This window comes from Streptomyces sp. NPDC044064 (genome assembly GCF_056434245.1).
Genome location: NZ_JBWKFN010000015.1, coordinates 37637 through 57269, shown reverse-complemented (window position 1 = coordinate 57269; position 19633 = coordinate 37637). Strand labels below are relative to the sequence as shown.

The 19633-nt window shown below is 71.0% G+C and carries 17 protein-coding genes and 1 pseudogene; 5 read left to right on the top strand and 13 right to left on the bottom strand.

Annotated elements, in window-relative coordinates:
• Positions 1-23 precede the first annotated feature (23 nt).
• Both AC07DS_RS24135 and hemL read right to left on the bottom strand, forming a co-directional pair.
• A complete protein-coding gene (locus tag AC07DS_RS24135; protein WP_479148399.1) occupies positions 24-725 on the bottom strand; it encodes a histidine phosphatase family protein in 702 nt (233 codons plus the stop codon).
• Positions 722-2041, bottom strand: coding sequence for a glutamate-1-semialdehyde 2,1-aminomutase (gene hemL / locus AC07DS_RS24130; RefSeq protein ID WP_145884954.1), 1320 nt, complete (start codon positions 2039-2041; stop codon positions 722-724). Before hemL ends, AC07DS_RS24135 begins: the two co-directional genes overlap by 4 nt.
• Positions 2042-2581: 540 nt before the next feature.
• Here hemL and AC07DS_RS24125 point away from each other — a divergent pair.
• A complete protein-coding gene (locus AC07DS_RS24125) occupies positions 2582-3019 on the top strand; it encodes a hypothetical protein (protein WP_003974483.1) in 438 nt (145 codons plus the stop codon).
• A gap of 85 nt (positions 3020-3104) precedes the next feature.
• Here AC07DS_RS24125 and AC07DS_RS24120 read toward each other — a convergent pair whose 3' ends face one another.
• The 8 genes from AC07DS_RS24120 to AC07DS_RS24085 all read right to left on the bottom strand — a co-directional run bounded on the left by AC07DS_RS24120 (position 3105) and on the right by AC07DS_RS24085 (position 12401).
• Positions 3105-5138 carry a sensor histidine kinase gene (locus AC07DS_RS24120; protein ID WP_479148397.1) on the bottom strand — a complete coding sequence of 678 codons (2034 nt, stop codon included), beginning with the start codon at positions 5136-5138 and terminating at the stop codon, positions 3105-3107.
• A gap of 182 nt (positions 5139-5320) precedes the next feature.
• Positions 5321-5974 carry a dihydroxyacetone kinase subunit DhaL gene (dhaL, locus tag AC07DS_RS24115; protein ID WP_479148395.1) on the bottom strand — a complete coding sequence of 218 codons (654 nt, stop codon included), beginning with the start codon at positions 5972-5974 and terminating at the stop codon, positions 5321-5323.
• Positions 5975-6030: 56 nt separating this feature from the next.
• Positions 6031-7023, bottom strand: a complete 993-nt coding sequence (dhaK, locus tag AC07DS_RS24110) for a dihydroxyacetone kinase subunit DhaK (RefSeq protein ID WP_479148393.1) — start codon at positions 7021-7023, stop codon at positions 6031-6033.
• 18 nt (positions 7024-7041) lie between these two features.
• Positions 7042-8727 (bottom strand): phosphoenolpyruvate--protein phosphotransferase, encoded by a 1686-nt coding sequence (locus AC07DS_RS24105; RefSeq protein ID WP_479148391.1) that lies wholly within the window; start codon positions 8725-8727, stop codon positions 7042-7044.
• On the bottom strand, positions 8724-9386 hold the full coding sequence (dhaL, locus tag AC07DS_RS24100) for a dihydroxyacetone kinase subunit DhaL (RefSeq protein WP_479148389.1): 663 nt from the start codon (positions 9384-9386) through the stop codon (positions 8724-8726). Before dhaL (AC07DS_RS24100) ends, AC07DS_RS24105 begins: the two co-directional genes overlap by 4 nt.
• Before the next feature lie 137 nt (positions 9387-9523).
• Positions 9524-10522, bottom strand: a complete 999-nt coding sequence (dhaK, locus tag AC07DS_RS24095) for a dihydroxyacetone kinase subunit DhaK (RefSeq protein ID WP_479148388.1) — start codon at positions 10520-10522, stop codon at positions 9524-9526.
• Positions 10519-11286, bottom strand: coding sequence for an MIP/aquaporin family protein (locus tag AC07DS_RS24090; protein ID WP_479148386.1), 768 nt, complete (start codon positions 11284-11286; stop codon positions 10519-10521). Before AC07DS_RS24090 ends, dhaK (AC07DS_RS24095) begins: the two co-directional genes overlap by 4 nt.
• Positions 11287-11621: 335 nt before the next feature.
• The gene (locus AC07DS_RS24085; RefSeq protein ID WP_479148384.1) at positions 11622-12401 is read right to left on the bottom strand and encodes an IclR family transcriptional regulator; all 780 of its coding nucleotides are present in this window, start codon (positions 12399-12401) and stop codon (positions 11622-11624) included.
• Between the two features lie 61 nt (positions 12402-12462).
• Between AC07DS_RS24085 and dhaM the strand changes: the two genes are divergently transcribed.
• The 3 genes from dhaM (at position 12463) to AC07DS_RS24070 (ending at position 13661) form a co-directional block, all read left to right on the top strand.
• Positions 12463-12855, top strand: a complete 393-nt coding sequence (gene dhaM / locus AC07DS_RS24080) for a dihydroxyacetone kinase phosphoryl donor subunit DhaM (RefSeq protein ID WP_479148382.1) — start codon at positions 12463-12465, stop codon at positions 12853-12855.
• Complete coding sequence (locus AC07DS_RS24075; protein ID WP_479148380.1) at positions 12839-13129, top strand: HPr family phosphocarrier protein; 291 nt, start codon at positions 12839-12841, stop codon at positions 13127-13129. The genes dhaM and AC07DS_RS24075 overlap by 17 nt, the downstream gene beginning before the upstream one ends.
• A gap of 76 nt (positions 13130-13205) precedes the next feature.
• Positions 13206-13661, top strand: a complete 456-nt coding sequence (locus AC07DS_RS24070) for an ATP-binding protein (RefSeq protein ID WP_479148378.1) — start codon at positions 13206-13208, stop codon at positions 13659-13661.
• A gap of 68 nt (positions 13662-13729) precedes the next feature.
• Here AC07DS_RS24070 and AC07DS_RS24065 read toward each other — a convergent pair whose 3' ends face one another.
• Complete coding sequence (locus tag AC07DS_RS24065) at positions 13730-17800, bottom strand: molybdopterin-dependent oxidoreductase (protein WP_479148644.1); 4071 nt, start codon at positions 17798-17800, stop codon at positions 13730-13732.
• A 305-nt stretch (positions 17801-18105) separates the two neighbouring features.
• Between AC07DS_RS24065 and AC07DS_RS24060 the strand changes: the two genes are divergently transcribed.
• The gene (locus AC07DS_RS24060) at positions 18106-18531 is read left to right on the top strand and encodes a cupredoxin domain-containing protein (RefSeq protein WP_479148376.1); all 426 of its coding nucleotides are present in this window, start codon (positions 18106-18108) and stop codon (positions 18529-18531) included.
• A 51-nt stretch (positions 18532-18582) separates the two neighbouring features.
• Here the strand turns inward: AC07DS_RS24060 and AC07DS_RS24055 are convergent.
• A pseudogene (locus AC07DS_RS24055) lies at positions 18583-19236 on the bottom strand (zinc-binding dehydrogenase); the annotation flags it as partial.
• Between the two features lie 53 nt (positions 19237-19289).
• Positions 19290-19625, bottom strand: a complete 336-nt coding sequence (locus AC07DS_RS24050; protein WP_479148374.1) for a hypothetical protein — start codon at positions 19623-19625, stop codon at positions 19290-19292.
• Positions 19626-19633 lie beyond the last annotated feature (8 nt).

Sequence of the window (19633 nt, the reverse complement as noted above, 5' to 3'; positions counted from 1 at the left end):
CAGGTGGGGTTTCGACCGGAGCGTCACGCCCCGAAGGCCTTGCTCTTCCCCTGCACCGGCTTGGCACCGGCCCGGAGATGAGCCGGCACGAGGTCGATGGCGGGCTCGCTGTAGCCGACGGAGACGATCCTGTCGCCCAGATATGTGAAAGTCGTCAGGGAGGCGAGGGTGCACTGCCGCTTGCGCGGGTCGTGCCACAGCCGCCGCTTCTCGACGTACGACCGCACGATCCAGATCGGCAGCTGGTGGCTGACCAGCACCGCCTCGTGCCCGCGGGCCTGGTCCTTGGCCGCGTCCAGCGCGCCCATCATCCGGACGACCTGGTCGATGTAGGGCTCGCCCCAGGACGGCTTGAACGGGTTGACGAGGTGCTTCCAGTTGTCGGGCTTGCGCAGCGCGCCGTCCCCGACCCCGAAGGTCTTGCCCTGGAAGACGTTGTCGGCCTCGATCAGCCGCTCGTCGGTGGCGAGGCCGAGCCCGTGCGCCTTGGCGATCGGGGTGGCGGTCTCCTGCGCGCGCTCCAGCGGAGAGGCGACCACGTGGGTGACGTCGCGCGAGGAGAGGTGCTCGGCCACCCGGTCGGCCATCTGCCGGCCCAGCTCGGACAGGTGGTAGCCGGGCAGCCGCCCGTACAGGATCCCGTCCGGGTTGGCGACCTCGCCGTGACGCATGAGGTGGACGACGGTGATGTCCTTCTCGCTGGCGTAGCTGTCGTTGCTGCTCATGCTGCGGTGGCCTCCGCGGCCGCTCGGGCCGCCGCCGGAAGGGCGTCGGCGATCTTCTGGATGGCCCGCTCGTCGTGGGCCGTGGACACGAACCAGGACTCGAAGGACGACGGCGGCAGGTAGACGCCGTTCGACAGCAGCGAGTGGAAGAAGGCGGTGAAGCGGTACGACTCCTGCCGCTTGGCGTCCTCGTAGTTCCGCACCTGCCGGTCGGTGAAGAACACGGAGAACATGTTGGAGGCGGTCTGGAGCCGGTGCGCCACGCCCTCCTTGCCGAGCGCCTCGGTCACGAGCGACCGGATCTGCTCGGAGACGGCGTCGACCTTGTCGTACGCGGCGTCGTCGAGCAGCCGCAGCTGGGCGAGTCCGGCGGCGGTGGCGACGGGGTTCCCGGAGAGGGTGCCGGCCTGGTAGACGGGCCCGGCCGGAGCGAGGTGGGCCATGACGTCGGCGCGACCGCCGAAGGCCGCGGCGGGGAACCCGCCGCCCATGACCTTGCCGAAGGTCATGAGGTCGGGCTTGACCCCGTCGATCCCGAACCAGCCGGCGCGGCTGGTCCGGAACCCGGTCATGACCTCGTCGGAGATGAAGAGGGCGCCGTTCTTCCGGCAGGCGTCCTTGAGCCCCTGGTTGAACCCGGGGTCCGGCGGGACGACGCCCATGTTGCCGGGCGAGGCCTCGGTGATGACACAGGCGATCTCGCCCGGGTGCCGGTGGAAGGCCTCGTGCACGGCTTCGAGGTCGTTGTACGGCAGCACGATCGTGTCGCCGGCCTGGGCGCCGGTGACACCGGGCGTGTCGGGCAGCGCGAACGTCGCGACCCCGCTGCCCGCCGCGGCGAGCAGCGAGTCGACATGCCCGTGGTAGCACCCGGCGAACTTGATCACCTTGGAGCGCCGGGTGAACCCGCGGGCGAGCCGGATCGCCGACATGGTCGCCTCGGTGCCGCTGCTCACGAGCCGCACCTGCTCGACGGGCTCCACCCGGGCGACGATCTCCTCGGCGAGCGCGACCTCGCCCTCACCGGGCGTGCCGAACGAGGTACCGCGCGCGACGGCCTCCTGGACGGCGCCGATGACCTCGGGGTGGGAGTGCCCCAGAATCATCGGCCCCCAGGAGCACACGAGGTCCACGTACTCCCGCCCGTCGGCGTCGGTCAGGTACGGCCCCGTGCCGGAAACCATGAACCGCGGCGTGCCGCCCACGGCACGAAAGGCGCGCACCGGCGAGTTCACACCGCCCGGTGTGACGACGGACGCACGGTCGAAGAGCGCCTGTGAGACGGGCGCATCATAGGGATAGGGCAGTTCGCTCATGGCGCTCATGACGTGCGAATTCTCCGACTTCTCGGACTCCGGTTGCGTGGTGACCTCCTCAGGGTAGGCCGCGCCCCGCCCCGGACGCGGCCCGCCTCAAGATCGGAACCGTGATCGCGGTTGTGCCATCTGCGAGACTGAGAGCTGATACACACAGCTCATACGGCACGTAGTAGTAAGGGGCCGTTGAAGCTCCTGCGGACTGGTGTTTCACCGCACGTTTCGGCGAGCGGCCGTGGGGGAGGTCACTGACACGATGATCGGGTTGCGCGGCGGGGGCCACGCGTCCTAGAAAAGCAGTCGGGTGGAGATATGCATCGCGGTGGCGGACTGGGCGAGGGGACTGATGACCTGGGTCCTCGACGTGCCCGGCGGGGAAGGCACCGGCGCGACGCGGAGGAAACTACCGAAGCACGGCAGACTGACGCACGTCAGGCACAGGGTGTACCGAGTGAGCCCGAGCGGCACGACCGGCAGTTCGACAGCCGGCTCGACCAGCGGGTCGACCGCCTCCGGGCGGGGAGCAGGAATGGTGGTCGGGTGGGGGTGACGTACAAATACTTCGGCGCGCCGGACGGCGCGACCGCGGCCCGCGTCCCCATCTCGATGCGCCCCGAGGAACTCGGCGGCGACGAGCTGGGCATGAACGGCATGTTCACCAAGATCAAGCCGGAGACGATGGCCGCGATGGTACTGACCGGCATCGAGGGCGTGCCCCTGCACAAGGTGCCGCCCCTGGAACTCGTCGTCCTGCACCCCGACTACGCCGTCGTCAAGCTCCCCATGACGGTGGTCGACCCCCTGCGCGGCATCGGTGAGGAAGCGGTGGGCGCGGCGGCGTTCATCTGGTCGACGGTCCCTGACCGGGGCGGCCCACGGGACGCGTTCAACGTGTACCAGCTGCTCCACGAGTGGCAGGACTTCAGCCACCGCCTGCACGAGGCGGGGCATCAGCCTTATTGCTTGGTGTGGCCCTGACCTGGGGTTTTACTCCACTCCCCCATAGGCGTCGGTGATCGGCGGGAGGACGTGGACGTCGTACGCCACAGACGATCTCCCACCGTCACTCCCTGTTGGCCGAGCGGGTGCCGTGGTGGCGGTTCCGGTGTGCACGTCCGGCCGGCGCACTCGCGTCGATCTGCTCGGTCGTGTCGTAGTTGCGCCAGCCGGTGAGGCGTCCTTCCGCGTTGTACCTGGCCGACAGTCCGGGAGGATCCATGTGATCTTCGTGTTCCCGGACCAGTTTCTGGGGCAGCATGACCACTGCCGTGACGCCGTGGGGCGATGACCCCCGGAGCTGGACGCGGATGTCGTGGCGGCCGGAGAGCCGGCCGACGACGAACATGCCCATGCGTCGCGCCACCGCAACGTCGACGACCGGGGGGTTCGCCAGTTTCTCGTTGACCTCTTCGAGGTCCTGGGCGGACATGCCGATGCCGTTGTCCTGGATCTCGACCTTCGCGCCGCCGCCGGACAGCAGTCGGCACGTGACCAGCACCTCGGTGTCCGGCGAGGAGAACGTGGTCGCGTTCTCCAGCAGCTCCGCGATGAGATGAACGACGTCGTTCACCGCCCGGCCGTCGACGTCCGCGGTCACCAGTCCGCGCAGCTGCACCCGCTGGTACTGCTCGATCTCACTGATGGCGGCCCGGAGGACGTCCACAAGCCGGATCGGGGCGCTCCACCGGCGACCCGCCTTCTCGCCGGCGAGGACGAGGAGGTTCTCCCCGTTGCGGCGCATGCGGGTCGCCAGGTGATCGAGTTTGAAGAGGCTGGCGAGCAGATCGGGGTCCTGTTCGCGGTTCTCCAGGTGGTCGATCAGCTCCAGCTGCCGTTCCACGAGGCCCTGGCTGCGCTGCGAGAGGTTGACGAACATCGTGTTGATGCGGCCGCGCAGGTGTGCCTGCTCGAACGCCAGCCGTACGGAGTCGCGATGGACGTCGTCGAACGCGCGGGCCACACCGCCGATCTCGTCGGCCGAACCGACGGCCGTGGAAGCGACCTCGATGGGCTTCAGTCGCGTGCCGCTGGAGTCCCTCAACAGCCGGACCACCTCGGGCAGGCGGCGTTGTGCGATGTCGAGAGTGGAGGCACGCAGGGTGTGCAGCGGGCCGACGACCGACTGCACGAGGACGTGCGTCACACCGAGCACGAGCAGGAAGATCAACAGCTCGACGAGCGAGGCCGTGAACACCGAGCGTTCGGCCTGGCGCTGCTCGCGCGAGCTCTCGTCCTCGACCGATCCGACGAGCCGCTGCTCGACCCGGCGCATCAGATCCATCTTGCTCGTCATGGTGTCGAACCACACGTCGGCATCGAGGCCGAGGCGGCTGGTGCCCTGCAGGGCGAGCGCCTGCTTCCGGAGCGTGTCGGCCTTGTCGACATCCCCTCCCGTGACGGTGCGCTCGTAGAACTGACGCTGGGCGGCAGGCGCACTGGACAGGAACTGGTAGGTCAATACCTGTTGCTGCTGGTCGGCGAGGGTCAGGCGCCGGGCCTCGATCGCATCGAAGTGTCCCTCGGCCAGTACGCCGCCGAGCAGTGCGCGTTGTTGAGACGCCTTCTCCGTGGCCTGGGTAAAGGTCTCGAGTGTGCCGGCCCTCATGACAAGGGCCTGGCCGACGGTGTCCGGTGCGAGAAGGTCAAGGGCATCGGTGAGCTCGGTGATCAAGGCCGTGTAGGCGTCGACCACGGTCTGCCAGCGCATCGTCGACCGGGCGACCGTGTGGCGCAGTGACGTCACCTTCCGGCCGACGGCGTCGAGCGGCGCGAGCTGGGCGGCCAGGGCCGAGTTCACCGTCCGGTGGGCACGAGCGACCTCCGCACGGAGCCGGGCCAGGGCCGCAGCCGACTTCGAGCGCTGCGTGTCGAGTCGGCTGGTGCCGCCTGTACGCCCGGCCGCGATGCAGAGGGCGCTGAGATCGCGTTCGTCCTCGATCTCCCGCAACAGCGCGGTGCCCTTGTCGACGACACGAACGAGCTGACGTGCGTTGTCGGTCTCCCGTGCGTTCTGCACGGCGGAGCCGACCCGCAGACCGCCCAGTACGAGCGCGGTGACGATCGGGACGATCACCACGGCCAGGAGCTGCGTGCGCACACTCCAGTTGCTCGGGGCGGACCGCCTCTGGCCGCTGCCCGGTTGTCCTTGCACTTGCCCTCGCACTTTCTCCCCGCCCTTGAACGTGCGCGATTCAGGGGCGCGTCCACGCGTCGCGGACGCTCCGCTCATCGCGAGCGTGCGCTTGTCGTGCCGTGATGTCGTGATGAACGTGCAGGGGACTACTGATCGACGTCCGCGTGCCGCTCGCCCGCCGAGCTGACGGTCGCGAGGGCGGACAGAATGAGCACTGTCGACGCCGCGCCGGGGTCCTCGTGGCCGATGGTGCGGGCACCGAGATAGCTCGCCCGGCCCTTCCGGGCCTGCATGTCGGCGGTCTGCTTCAGACCCCGCACAGCGGCGTCGTACGCTGCGCGGGTGGCGCCCGCCAGGTCACCGCCGGTGTCGATGACGGCCTGGTAGGCAGTCACGGCCGGGCTCAGGGCGTCGATCATGGTCTTGTCTCCCTCCAGCGCCGCGCCGATCCGCTGGATGCCGGTGAGAGCGGCCGCCAACGCCGCACCGAGTTGTGCTGCTGAGACGTCCGGTTCCTGGCCCAGGGTCCGCGCGGCCTGCCGGAACCCGGTGCCGTACAGCGGTCCTGAGGCGCCGCCGGTCTTGCTGATCAGTGCCCGGCCGACGGTGGCGAGCACCGCACCGGGGGTGGAAGGGTTGGTCTCGTCCAGCATCGCCACCGCCGCCTGCAGGCCACGGCGCATGTTGATGCCGTGGTCGGCGTCGCCGACAGCGGAGTCGAGGCGGGTCAGGTGATCGGCGTTGTCGGTGACCGATCGGGCGGCCTCGTGGATCCAGGCCCGGAACATGCTCGCGTCCATCGTCGTCCCTCTCCCTCGTACGATCTCGTACGTCTGGCGTCGATGGCTCCGGCCGCTCAGCGTCCCCAGCGCAACGCGGGGGTCACGACCGGGGCATCCCACAGATGGGTGAGCTGTGGTGTGAGGCGGCAGACGGTGATCGTGCAACCGGCCATGTCGAGGCTGGTGACGTAGTTGCCGACCAGGTTGCGGGTGATCCGCACGCCATGGCCGGTGAGCCACTCGGCGACGGCGGCGTACACCACGTACAGCTCGATCAGTGGGGTGCCGCCCAGGCCGTTGACCATCACGAGCACGTCGCCCGAGAGCGGCATGTCGGCATGGATGGCGTCCAGTGCGACACCGGCGATCTCCCTGGCGGAGGTCAGCCTGCCGCGGGCGCGACCGGGCTCGCCGTGGATGCCGACGCCCAACTCGACCTCGTCCTCGCCCAGTTCGAAACCGGGTTTGCCGGACGCGGGGACCGTGCACGGCGTGAGCGCCACCCCGAAGGACCGGGACCGGTCGTTGACCTCCCGGCCCAGGGCCGCGGATGTGCCCAGGTCGGCGCCGAGTTCGGCGGCCGCACCGACGATCTTCTCCACGAACACCGTCGCCCCGGTGCCCCGTCGGCCCGCCGTCCACGTGCTGTTCTCCACGGCGACGTCGTCGTTGACCACGACGCCCTCCACCCACACGCCGTCGTCGGCGGCCAGCTCGGCGGCCATCTGGAAGTTCAGCAGGTCGCCGGTGTAGTTCTTCACGATGTGCAGGACCCCCGCGCCGCTGTCAACGGCCCGCGTGGCGGCGAGGATCTGGTCCGGCACGGGAGAGGTGAACACCTCACCGGGGCAGGCCGCGTCGAGCATCCCGTATCCGACGAAGCCGCCGTGCAGCGGTTCGTGCCCGGATCCACCTCCTGACACCAGGCCGACCTTTCCAGGGGTCGGCCCGTTCGCACGGGAGATGTAGCGGTCGGACGTGTCGACCGTCAGCGAGGGGTGCGCGGCGGCCACGCCGACGAGGGCATCGGCAAGCACCTCATCGGGCGAGTTGATGAGCTTCTTCACGGTCCGGGACCCTTCTTCTCAGGGCAGCGAGGGCCGGCAGCACTGCTCGACGAGTCGCCAGACCTCTTCGGGGGTTTCCCGGGTGAGGGCGACGGAGGCCAGGGATGCGCAGGTGTCGTGGCGGAGCCGGCGGATGCGGGCGCGGACCTCGTCGAGGGCGGCGGTGCCGACCGAGAGGCTGTCGCAGCCGAGGCCGATGAGCAGGGGTGTCACGAGGGGGTGTGCTGCGGCGTCGCCGCAGACGGAGACCCGACGATCGTGGCGGTGGGCTGCGGTGACGACGCGGGCGATGGCGTCGAGTACTGCGGGGTGTGCCGCCATGGCGGGGGTGGCGGTGGGGTCGCGCCGGTCCAGGCCGAGGATCTGGCAGGTGAGGTCGTTGCTGCCGATGGAGAAGAAGGAGGCTTCGCGGGCGAGGTCGTCGGCCACGGCGACCGCTTCGGGGAGTTCCACCATGATGCCCAGGGGCGGCACCGGTACACCGGCTTCGGCGGCCGCTGCCTCGAGGAGGCTTCGGCAGGCGCGTAGTTCGTCGACGCTCGCGACCATGGGGATCATGATGCGCAGGTCGGTGTCGGCTCCGGCGCTGAGCAGGCTGCGGAACTGGTCTGCGAAGGCATCCGGTTGGGCAAGCATGAGGGGGAGACCGCGCCCGATCCGCGCGCACTGGAGGCGGGCGAGGAACGGCGGCAGTTTGTCGTCGGCGAAGTCGAGCGTGCGAGCCGTGACGACCTGCCCGGCGAGCGCGCGCAGGACGGGGACGAGGGTGGCCGCGTGCTGAGCGCGGGTCGGCCAGGCGGGATGGTTGAGGAAGGGCAGCTCGGTACGGAGCAGGCCAACACCTTCGGCACCCGTGGTCACGGCCGCGCGGGCCTCGGCCGGGGTGGCCACGTTGGCCCGCAGCACGATGCGGTGCTGGTCGAGTGTCTCGGCGGGCAGGTGGCGCTCTTCGGCGAGGGCGAGCCTGCGTGCTCGGGCGGCCTCCATCGCGTGCAGGGCCCTGATGCGTTCTTCGTCGTCGGGGTGGGCGACCGCGTCGGCCTGATCGGCGTCGAGCAGGACCTCCTGCCCGTCCGGCAGTTCGAGCATCTGAGGGTCGACGCCCAGGAGAAAGGGGATGCCCAGCGAGCGGGCGACGATCGCGGCGTGGGAATTCGGGCCGCCGGTCACGGAGATTGCCGCAGTCACCGTCAAAGCGGGTTCCAGAAGGTCGGCGGCGCCGATCTCGTGGGCGACCAGGACGAGCGGCTGGTCGGGGGCGGGGCCCGTCTCGCCGTGGAGGTGGGCCAGGACACGACGGCCGACCTGCCGGACGTCCGCAGCGCGTTCGGCGAGGGTGGGATCGTCCAGGGCGGCGATGGTTCCGGCGTAGGCGTCGATGGCCTGGCGGACGGCAATGGGGACCGGGCGCCCGTCGTTCGCCCTCTTGACGGCCTGCTCGCGCAGATCCTGGTCCTGTGCGATGTAGCTGTTGACCTCCATGATGTCGGCCTGTTCGTCCTTGCCCCGGACGCGCAGCGAGGTGGACAGGTCGAGCAGGCGGGCGGCGACTGCGTCGAAGGCCTCGGTGATCTGCTCCGTGGGGTCGCCGTCGGCGCGCTGGGGCAGCGCCGTTCTGGTGAGCGGCCGGTCGGTGCGGTGGAGGACGCCGAGGGCTATGCCGGGTGCGGCGACATGCCCGGGGTAGGTGCGGCGGTCGGTCATCGGGCCCCCAGCGATTCGGCGCGGGACTCCAGGGTCTCGGCGAGGGCGCGGAAGACCAGGGCGGTGGAGGTGGCACCCGGGTCCTGGTGACCGATGCTGCGGGCGCCGAGGTAGGAGGCACGGCCCTTACGGGCCTGCATCGGCGTGGTGGCGCGCATGCCCTCTTCGGCGGCGTCGGCTGCGACCACGGCCGCGGCGGCCAGGGCGGCTCCTCCGTCGGCCTGCTGCTGGAAGGCGGCCAGCGCGGGAGCGTAGGCGTCGATCATGGTCTTGTCGCCGGGTGCGGCCGCACCGAGCTTCTCGATGCTCGCGAGGCCGGCCGCCAGCGCCGCGGCGACCTGCTGCGTGTCGGCGGTGGGGGTGTCCAGGGCTTTGCCGATGGCGCGGAACGCACCGCCGTAGAGCGGTCCGGAGGCACCGCCGACGGTGGAGATGAGGGTGGTGCCGGTCTTGACCAGTACGGCTCCGACGGTGTCCGGCTCGTAGCCGGCCAAGGCCGTGACGGCGGCGGAGAAGCCGCGGTGCATATTGGTGCCGTGGTCGGCGTCGCCGATGGCCGAGTCGAGTTGGGTGAGTTGGTCCTTGTGCTGGTCCACGGCGGCTGCGATGGCCTGCACCCACGTGCGGGCGAGGTCGGTGTCCACGGAGTCTCCGTTCATGGTCGGTACGGGGCTGGGCGGCGGTTGAGTGAGCCGGGGGCGGGGGGAAGACGCGAGGGGTGCGGTCCGAGCGGGCGGACAGCGGGAAGGACCCGGCCCGGCCCTCGCGTCGCGCGTGGCCCCGCCCCCGGCTCGGTTCAGATACCCCAGCGCAGCGCCGGGGTGTTCACGGGCGCGTCCCACAGGGACAGCATGTCGGCATCGGCCTTGCACACGGTGAGAGAAACGCCCGCCATGTCCAGGCTGGTCACGTAGTTGCCGACCAGGCTGCGGGCGACGACCACGCCCTTGTCCGCGAGTGCGGCGGCAACCTCGTTGAAGACCACGTACAGCTCGATGAGCGGGGTTCCGCCCAGGCCGTTGACCATGACGATGGTCCCGTCGCCGGCAACGAGCGGCTGGTCGGCGAGGATCGCGTCCAGCGCCGTTGCCACGATGTCCTTGGCGGAGCGGAGCTTCTCACGGCGGCGGCCGGGTTCGCCGTGGATACCGACGCCGACCTCCATCTCGTCCTCGGGCAGATCGAATCCGGGCTTGCCGGAGGCGGGGGTGGTGCAGGCGGTCAGCGCCACGGCGAACGACCGGGAGGCGGCGTTGACGCGCTTGGCCATCTCCGCGACGGTGGCGAGGTCGGCGCCCTGCTCGGCGAGCGCTCCGGCGATCTTCTCGACGAAGACGGTTGCACCAGTGCCTCTGCGCCCGGCGGTCCAGGTGGAGTCCTGGACGGCCACGTCGTCGTCGACCAGGACGGTCTCCACGCTGATGCCCTGCTCGGCGGCGAGCTCGGCGGCCATCTCGAAGTTGAGGACGTCACCGGTGTAGTTCTTCACGATGAACAGCACGCCCGCGCCGCCGTCGACGGTCCGGGCCGCAGCCAGCATCTGGCCGGGCACGGGCGAGGTGAACACCTCACCGGGACAGGCGGCGTCGAGCATGCCCGGTCCCACGAAGCCACCGTGCAGGGGTTCGTGCCCGGATCCGCCGCCGGAGACGAGGGCTGCCTTGCCCGGCCTGGTGCCCGCGGTGCGGGAGATCACCTTGTTCTCCGCGTCGACCTTCAGTTCGGGGTGGGCGGCGGCGATCCCGGACAGCGCCTCGGCCAGCACCGCCTCAGGGGCGTTGATGAACTTCTTCATGACAGGGCTCCTTCGGCGGCGACCGGCTCGGCCGTCGCATCGGTGGCGGTGGCAGTGCCGCGGCGGGCGTTCAGGGCGACGTACAGGAAACCGGCGGCGACCGCGCCGATCACCTCGGCGGCCAGGTATACGGGCAACTGGTTCCAGTGGACGGTGCCGTTGAAAAGCTCACCGGTGATCATCGGACCGAGTGTCCTGGCGGGGTTGATGGACGCCGCCGTGGCGGGCGCCACGGGAATGATGATCGCGAACACGCCGAGGCCGATGGCCAGACCGGCGAAGCCGCCGGCCGCGCGGCGGTCGATGGCGCCGAAGACGATGAAGGCGAGGATGGCGGTGCCGACGGTTTCGGCGAAGAACGCCTGGCCGGCGCCGACTCCGCTGCCGTAGGCGGCGATGCCGAGGCCGACGTCGACCGCCTTCTTCCCCAGCACCCCGACGATCGCGAGCGCGCCCAGCACCGCCCCGGCCACCTGGGCCGCAACGTAGCCGGGGACATCCCGCCAGGGCATCTTCCGCGTCGCGGCGAGCGCGAGGGTGATGGCCGGATTGATCTGGCAGCCGGAGATGTGGCCGATCGCGTAGATCATCGCGACGACGACCGTGGCGAACGCCAGCGAGATCATGCCCAGGTCGGCGAAGGTGAACGGGGCCTTGCCGTTGACGATGAGCGTTGCGGGGACCGAACCGACGCCGATGAACACCAGCATCGCCGTGCCCAGCATCTCGGCCAGAAGCTTCTGTGGGTAAGTGTTTTCTTCCATGAAAGGCGCCCAGCGCCGGAGCAGCGGCTTGGGCGTCTCACCTCCTCCGCGTGGAGCGGGCTGTGAAGGGAGGTGGCCGCCAGGTTGATCAGGGTCGGGGCAACCTGGCGGCCGCTCGGGGGAAGCCGGGCGGGTGAGCCCCCGGCTGGCAATGCGTTCATCATGGATGAACGTTGTTCCGAAAATTAAGGCCGCGTTTCCGGCCTGTCAAGAGGTTCGGCAGACGCTCACGTTCCGTCGACGCGAAGAAGGCCCCACGGCGGCATGCCGTGGGGCCTGGGACAAAAGGCAGGTGCGAGAAGGAGGACGGCCGCCGACCCGGCCGCAGGGACGGGTCAGGTCATCGTGGTGCGGGCGGCCGCCCCGCGCGGGGCGCCCAGGTCGCGGGAGAGGTTGCGGGCGGTCTCCCGGACGGCGACCGCAAGCTCCTGACGTGCCGATTCCGCCAGCACGCGCTCGACGGGGCCGACGATGCCGAGAGCGCCGACCACGTCGCCGGAGCGGTCGAAGACGGGAGAGGCGATACCCGCGTCACCGATGGCGGATTCCTGGTCCTCGATCGCGTAGCCCGTCCTGAGGGCCTCCTTCAACTGCCCGGCCAGTTCCTCCGGGTCGGTGATGCTGGCGCCGGTGAGCACCGCCGGCTCACCCGCGAGCAGCCGCTCACGTTCGCCGGCCGGAAGGAACGCCACGATGGCCTTGCCCAGAGCACACGTGCTCCACGGGATGCTGGCGCCCACCTCGAGGATCTGCACAGCCCCCTCGGGCCGGAAGGCATGGTGCACCACCATGACGTGGTCACCGGTGAGCACGGCCACCCAGACCGCCTCGTTCGTCCGGTTGGCCAGCTGGTCCGCCCAGGTCAGCGAGCGGGTGCGCAGCTCCTGGGTGTCCAGGTAGGCGTTGCCCAGTTGCACCAGGTCCGGGCCGAGCTGGTACTTCGAGCTGTCCCGGTCCTGCACCACCAGCCCCTCGGCCTCCAGCGTGCGCAGCAGCGCGTGCACGGTCGGCTTGGCCACACCCAGGCGGTCGGCCAGCTCGGTCACTCCGAGCCGGGGCCCGGTGGACGCGAGCTCCCGCAGGATCTGCACCGCCCGCTGTACCGCCTGCACCATCGAAAATTTCTCCTTGGTTCACTATTGATGAACAGCGTTCCGAGATTTACGGTAACTGTTCATGAGCGCATCTGTCGGCATCGTACTCGTGTCCCACAGCGCCGAGCTCGCCGCGGGCCTTCGCCTGCTGGTGGAGCAGATCGGCTCGGACACCGTCCCCCTCGCCACCGCCGGAGGCACCGCCGACGGCCGGATCGGCACCAGCTACGACCTCGTCCTCGACGCCATCCGCAGCGTCGACCGCGGCGAGGGCGTCGTCGTCCTGCCCGACCTCGGCAGCTCCGTGCTGACCGCCCGAACCGTCCTGGAAGACCATCCCCGTCCCGACGTGCTGATCGTCGACGCGCCCTTCGTCGAAGGAGCCGTCGCAGCCGTCGTCACCGCCGCATCCGGCGCCGATCTGAAGACCGTCGCCGACGCCGCCAAGGAGGCCCGCCATGTCCACAAGCTCTGAGCCCACCACCACGACCGTGTCCCAGCACGAGACCACCGTCGTGCTGCCCGCCAACCTCCACGCCCGCCCTGCGGGCCAACTCGCCCGGTCCGCAGCCGGATTCACCAGTGCCATACAGCTGAAGCACGCCGGACGGACGGTCAACCCGACCGGTGTCCTCGCCGTCATGGGTCTGGGTGCCACGGCCGGCAGCACCGTGACCGTCCGCGCCGAGGGCGACGACGCCGAAGAGGCCGTCACGGCGCTGGCCGAGATCCTCGCGAACGCCGAGTGACCCGGCCGCCACCAGCGGCATGAAGCCAGCAGCCGCTTCCGGCATGAGAAGCAAAGACCAGTGGAGGTGGCCGAGGATGAGCGCCCCTGCCGCGAGCACGTCCGACGCCCCGGTGGACCCGCCCGCGCGGCCCGAGCACGTCTGCCCGCTGCCGCACATCCCCGAGGGCGTCTCCGCCGTACGCCGACGGGCACGCACCGTTCTCGCCCGATGGCGCGTGCCCACCCCGACGGCGGACGACGCCCTCCTGGTGATCTCGGAGCTGACCACCAACGCGATCGTCCACGCACTGCCGCCGGCAGTGCTGCGGTTGTCCCTGCCCGAGGCCGGCAGCCGTCGCACCCTCCGCATCGAGGTCACCGACGCGGGGCCGACACCTCGACGACGCCCATCGCACGACAGATCCCACGCCGCCGAACTCAGGGAAAACGGTCGCGGGACCGACATCGTCGCGGCTCTCTCCACACGACACGGAACCTCCCGCCATCCCGAGAGGACCATCCGATGGGCCGATCTCCACATGGAGGGTTGACCATCCGTGGAAGGCAACCGTCCGCTCACCTCTGCCTGCGCCGCAGTGAGAAGCCGGCGCCGCCGTGGTCAGTACACGTCCCGCACATAGCGCTTGTCGGTGGCCAGCTGTTTGACGTACGCCGCGGCCTCCGCCTCGCCGAGGCCGCCATGGACGGTGGCGATCTCCCGCAGGACCTGGTCGACGTCCTTGGCCATGCGGGAGGCGTCGCCGCAGACGTAGAAGTGGGCGCCGTCGCGGAGCCAGGACCACAGCAGCGGACCGTGTTCGCGCATCCGGTCCTGGACGTAGACCTTGGCGCGCTGGTCGCGGGAGAAGGCGGTGTCCAGGCGGGTGAGCGTGCCATCGGCGAGATGGGCGGCCAGCTCCTGCTCGTAGTAGAAGTCGGTCGCCCGGTGCTGTTCGCCGAAGAACAGCCAGTTCGGGGCGCGGTGGCCGCGGGCCCGGCGTTCCTCCAGGAAGCCGATGAAGGGTGCGATGCCCGTGCCGGGGCCGATCATCACCGCGGGTGTCGCGGGGCCGGCGGGCGGGCGGAAGTGCGGCGCCCGCTGGACGCGGACCGGCACCGGGGTGCCGGGCTCGGCGTCGGCGAGGAAGGGCGAGCAGACGCCCTGGCGGGGGCGGCCGTGCAGGTTCTCGTAGCGGACGACGGAGACCGTCAGGGACACCAGGTGGGGGTCGGTCAGCGGGCTGGACGATATGGAGTACAGGCGGGGCTGCAGACGGCCCAGCACGTCGGCCCACTCCTGCGCCCCGGCCCGGACGCCGAACTCGGCGACCACGTCGACGGCCTGGCGGCCCCAGGACCAGCGCGCCAACTCGCCCTTGTTGTCCGGTCGGAGCAGCTTGCGCAGCTCGCGGGGGTCGCGGGTCCGGTCGGCGGCGAAGCGCAGCAGGTCGCCGGTGACGCGGCTGATGTCCAGGTGGCGCCGCAGTGCCTCGGCGAAGGGCACCTCTCCGACGGCCTTCACCTGCACGTCCGCGTCCGCGTCCAGACCGGTGACGGCCAGCCACTCCGTGACGAGGTCCGGCTGGTTGACCGGGTGCACCGCGAGGGCGTCCCCGGCCTCGTAGACCAGCGGGGTGTCGCTGTCACGGGTGTCGAAGGTGAAGCGCCGGACCTCCTTGCCCGCGCCGGGCAGGCTCAGCAGGCGGTTGCCGGTGAGGCGGGCGGTGGCGGGGGCGGGACGGCCCGGCCGGGGAGCCGCCGGCGCCGCGGGGACCGGGGCCGGTTCCGGTCGCTCCGAACCCTTCAGCGCGGTGCGTACCTGGTCGAGCCAGGCCTCGGCCTCGCTCTCGTAGTCCGGTTCGCAGTCGGTGCGCGGGGCCAGCCGTACCGCGTCCAGCTCCTCCAGGCGCCGGTCGAGGCGCCGGCCGTGGCCGCAGAAGTCGTCGTACGAGGAGTCGCCGAAGGCCAGGACGGCGTAGCGCCGGCCCTTCAGGCGCGGGGCTTCGGGTGAGGCGAGGGCGTCCCAGAAGCCGGCGCCGTTGTCCGGGGCGTCGCCGTCACCGAAGGTGCTCGTGATCAGCAGCAGGTCGGCGTCGGAGGGCAGTGCGGCGGGGTCCGCCTCGGCCATGGGCAGGAGGGCGGCGGGGTGGCCGTCGACGGTGAGCCGCTCGGCCGTGGCGGTGGCGAACTCCTCGGCGTTCCCGGTCTGCGACGCCCAGAGGATCACGACCTGGCGGTGCGGATCGCCCGCGGACGGTCCCGGGGAGCCGCCGGCGCCGTAGGCGGTGGCAGGTGTCGTGGCGCCGTCGGAGGCCCTGGAGTACATCCCGGCCAGTACGCCGTTCACCCACAGGGCGTGTTCCGGGCTGAACGGGGCGTCCGGCGGCAGCACCGGCACGCCCGGGGCGCCCGACGGGATGCCGGCCAGGAAGCCGGTCAGATACCGGCGTTCGTGTTCGGCCAGGACCGGCGGCGGCGCGGGCTCCAGACCGAAGGGGGCGGGCACGGACGCGGGGGCGGGCACGGCGGGCAATGCGACGGAGACCTCGGTGGGCGCCTGGGCCGTGGCCGTGCCACCCACCGGGGCCGGGGTCCGCACCGTCACCGGGGTCGCCGCCTTCGTCAGCGACACCGCGCACACCTTGAACTCGGGCTGGAACGACAGCGGGTCGACGGCGTCGCTGGTGACCGCGTTGACGCTCAGGTACTCCCCGAACAGGTCGTTCCAGTGGAACGGCGCGAAACAGCAGCCCGGCCGCACCCGGTCGGTGACGACCGCGGGCAGCACGGCCCGCCCGCGCCGCGACGCGACCTCCACCGCGTCCCCCTCGGCGAGACCCAGCTCGGCCGCGTCCTGCGGGTGCACCTCCACGAAGGGGCCCGGGTTGAGCTTGTTCAGCTTGGCGACCTTGGCCGTCTTCGTCAGCGTGTGCCACTGGTGCTGGAGGCGGCCGGTGTTGAGCACGTACGGGTAGTCGTCGTCGGGCATCTCCGCCGCCGGGATGTGCGGGCGGGCGTGGAACACCGCCCGGCCGCTCGCGGTCGGGAAGGTCGGCGAGCCGTCCTCACCGACGTACCGGATCGGGTTGCGGTCGGGGCCGTCGGCGCTCGCCGCCGGCCACTGCACGGGCGTCTCGCGCAGCCGCTCGTAGCTCACACCGCGCAGGTCCCAGCCGGTCGCCGGGTTCCAGGCGCGCTTGATCTCCTCGAAGATCTCCTCGGCGCTGTCGTACGCGAAGCCCTTCTCGTAGCCCATGGCGCGGGCCACGGCGGCGATGATCCGCCAGTCCGCCATCGCCTCGCCGGGCGGATCGGCGGCCGGCCGGGCGAGGGTCAGGTTGCGCTCGCTGTTGACCAGGACGCCCTCGGCCTCGGTCCACAGCGCGCCGGGCAGGACGACGTCGGCGTACGCGTTGGTCTCCGTCTCGGCGAACACGTCCTGCGCGACGACGAACTCGGCGGCCTCCAGGCCCTCGATGACCGTCTTGCGGTTCGCGACGGAGGCGACCGGGTTGGTGCAGATGATCCAGCAGGCCCTGATGTCCCCGTCGGCCATCTTCCGGAACATCTCGACCGTGCCCCTGCCGACGCCGTCGGCGCGCAGGGCGCCCGGCTCCAGCTCCCACAGCTCCTCGACGAAGGCCCGGTCGGCGTCGACGAGCACGGAGCGCTGCCCGGGCAGCCCGGGCCCCATGTAGCCCATCTCCCGGCCGCCCATGGCGTTGGGCTGGCCGGTGAGGGAGAAGGGGCCGGAGCCCGGACGGCAGATGGCGCCGGTGGCGAGGTGCAGGTTGACCAGGGCGTTGGTGTTCCAGGTGCCGTGCGTGGACTGGTTCAGGCCCATCGTCCAGCAGCTCGTCCACTCCCCCGCCTCGCCGATCAGCCGGGCGGCCTCGCGGATGTCGTCCTCCGGGATGCCGGTGATCTCCGCGACGGTGGCGGGCGGGTAGTCGGCGAGGAAGGCGGGCATCGCGTCCCAGCCCTCGGTGTGCGCGGCGACGAAGGCGGTGTCGATGTGGCCGTTCGCGTGCAGCAGGTGCAGCAGGCCGTTGAGCAGCGCGAGGTCCGTGCCCGGCTTGATCTGCAGGAACAGATCGGCCTTGGCCGCGGTGGCGGTGCGCCGCGGGTCGACGACGATCAGCCTGGCCCCCGCGGACTTCACCCGGTCCATCATCCGCAGGAAGAGGATCGGATGGCAGTCGGCCATGTTGGAGCCGATGACGAGGAAGACGTCGGCCCGGTCGAGGTCCTGGTACGAGCCGGGCGGCCCGTCCGCGCCCAGCGACAGCTTGTAGCCGGTGCCGGCGCTGGCCATGCACAGCCGGGAGTTCGACTCGATCTGGTTGGTGCGGACGAAGCCCTTGGCCAGCTTGTTCGCCAGGTACTGCGCCTCCAGGCTCAGCTGCCCGGAGACATAGAGGGCGACCGCGTCGGGGCCGTGCTCGTCGACGATCGCGCGCAGCCGGCGGCCGGTCTCGGCGACGGCGGCCGCCACGGTCGTGGGCTGCGGCTCCTCGCCGCGGTCCGCCCGGACGAGGGCGGTGGTCAGCCGGCCCGGTGCGGCGAGCATGTCCGCGGTGGTGGCGCCCTTGGTGCACAGCCGGCCGAAGTTCGCCGGGTGCTCCTTGTCCCCGGTCGCCTTCAGGACCGTACGCCGCCCGTCCGGTCCCCTGCCGATGTCGAGGACCATGCCGCAGCCCACTCCGCAGTAGGAGCAGACCGTCCGCACCGTCGTCGTGCCCTCACTTCGCGAGCCCGGCGCGGTCACGGGCGCCTCCCTTGCTGTGCTCGGTCCGATCTCACCTCTCGTGACGGTACGAACCGCTCATTACGCGGGTGTCTCTGCACCGGATCACCAGGGGTTAAGCGCACCGCACAGGGCCCGGGGGGCGGATGTGAGCACCGGCTCCGGCCGCCGGGCCGCAGGTGGCCTGCCGGCCCGAACCATCCGGCCCGTTCGAACGTATCCGTCATAGGGGAAAGGGGATGAGTCATATGTCGATCTCGGCACATACACCCCGTACGGCACTCCGTACGGCAGCGGGGGCCTTCTGCGCCGCTCTCCTCCTGGCCGCCTGTTCGAGCGGAGGCGGCGGTCACGCGAGCGGCTCGACCGCTTCCGGTACGCCCCAGGCGGGCTCGGGGACCCGGGTGACGGTCACGGAGACCGAGTACACGCTGAAGCTGCCCCGGACGTCGTTCGCACCAGGCACCTACACCTTCGTCTCCGACAACGCCGGCAAGATCACCCACGCCCTGTCCATCGACGGCCCCGGCGTGGAGGACGCCCGGACCAAGGACATCCCGCCGGGCCACGACGGGACGGTGACGGTGACGCTCAAGAAGGGCACGTACGACGTGTACTGCCCGGTCGACAGTCACAAGCAGCTCGGAATGAACCAGCACATCCAGGTCGGCTGAGGCACCCGGGGGCCGTCGGGCAGCAACCCGTCCCTGCCCGACGGACCGCCGCTACGCGCCGCCGCGGACGAAGACCGGCTTGAGGTGCTTCTCGGGGAGTGCGTCGGGCAGATGTTCCCAGTCGAGGACGTGCGAGACGACGCGCGCCGGGTCCACCTGGCCGGAGCGGGCGAGGTCGAGGGCGTCCGGGATGCGGGCCCGGACGTTGTCGCGGGCGATGCGCAGGGTGACGCCGGTGAGGTACATGTCGAGCAGGGGCAGCTCGCCGGGGTGGAAGTGGTTGCCCGCCGACTCGCAGATGCCCTCGGGAGCGAGGGACCTGACCGCCAGGCCGAGCTGGTCGACGCGTCCCGTCGCCTCCACGGCCAGGTCGAAGCCGTGGTGGACGGGTTCGAGCGTCTCGGCGGTGCGGGCGCCGTAGCCCTCGGCCAGCTTGCGGTGCTCCGGGTCGGGGTCGACGTACAGGACGTCCGAGGCGCCGAGGGCACGGGCGATGTCGCAGACGTAGAGGCCGATGCTGCCGCGGGCGACGACCAGGACGCGGGCCCCGGGCCGGTTCCTCAGATGGGGGGCGACCAGGCGCCAGGACAGGGACCAGTTGTCGCTCGCCGAGGCCATGGCCACGGGGTCCAGGTCGGCGGGCAGGGGGACGAGCATCGCGTCGGCCCACGGCACGCGGACCAGGTCGGACGCGCTGCGCATCCATGGCGCCGACGCCGACCGGGCGCCCTCACTCGCGGCGGCCCTCGTCGCACGCGTCACTCGGGGGCGAAGGAGAAGCTCCGCCACAGGCCGGAGGCCGGGACCACCTGGTCCGACGACTGCATGTCCACGTAGATGCTCGATCCGCCCGGCAGCACGGTGCAGTCGGGTGTCGTGTACAGGAGCATGCTGCTCAGCGTGTAGTTCTTGATGTGGGTCACGCCCTCGCGGAAACGGTGGCACCCGCGGATCGGCGGGTTCGTGAAGGTCTCCACATATCGGGCACCGGTGTGCGCCACGACCGTTCCGGACGCCTGGTCCTGGCAAGCGGTCAGCGCGATGCCGAGCGACACGACAGCGGTGAGTGCGGCCAGCGGCCGTGAGACACGCATGGAGCCTC

Coding starts and splice junctions, on each gene's coding strand:
- AC07DS_RS24090 (WP_479148386.1), bottom strand. CDS start 11,286: ATGGAAGAAAACACTTACCCACAGAAGCTTCTGGCCGAGATGCTGGGC.
- dhaL (WP_479148389.1), bottom strand. CDS start 9,386: ATGAACGGAGACTCCGTGGACACCGACCTCGCCCGCACGTGGGTGCAG.
- AC07DS_RS24060 (WP_479148376.1), top strand. CDS start 18,106: ATGTCGATCTCGGCACATACACCCCGTACGGCACTCCGTACGGCAGCG.
- AC07DS_RS24070 (WP_479148378.1), top strand. CDS start 13,206: ATGAGCGCCCCTGCCGCGAGCACGTCCGACGCCCCGGTGGACCCGCCC.
- hemL (WP_145884954.1), bottom strand. CDS start 2,041: ATGAGCGAACTGCCCTATCCCTATGATGCGCCCGTCTCACAGGCGCTC.
- AC07DS_RS24050 (WP_479148374.1), bottom strand. CDS start 19,625: ATGCGTGTCTCACGGCCGCTGGCCGCACTCACCGCTGTCGTGTCGCTC.
- AC07DS_RS24075 (WP_479148380.1), top strand. CDS start 12,839: ATGTCCACAAGCTCTGAGCCCACCACCACGACCGTGTCCCAGCACGAG.
- AC07DS_RS24085 (WP_479148384.1), bottom strand. CDS start 12,401: ATGGTGCAGGCGGTACAGCGGGCGGTGCAGATCCTGCGGGAGCTCGCG.
- AC07DS_RS24065 (WP_479148644.1), bottom strand. CDS start 17,800: ATGGTCCTCGACATCGGCAGGGGACCGGACGGGCGGCGTACGGTCCTG.
- dhaL (WP_479148395.1), bottom strand. CDS start 5,974: ATGGACGCGAGCATGTTCCGGGCCTGGATCCACGAGGCCGCCCGATCG.
- dhaM (WP_479148382.1), top strand. CDS start 12,463: ATGAGCGCATCTGTCGGCATCGTACTCGTGTCCCACAGCGCCGAGCTC.
- AC07DS_RS24135 (WP_479148399.1), bottom strand. CDS start 725: ATGAGCAGCAACGACAGCTACGCCAGCGAGAAGGACATCACCGTCGTC.
- AC07DS_RS24105 (WP_479148391.1), bottom strand. CDS start 8,727: ATGACCGACCGCCGCACCTACCCCGGGCATGTCGCCGCACCCGGCATA.
- dhaK (WP_479148388.1), bottom strand. CDS start 10,522: ATGAAGAAGTTCATCAACGCCCCTGAGGCGGTGCTGGCCGAGGCGCTG.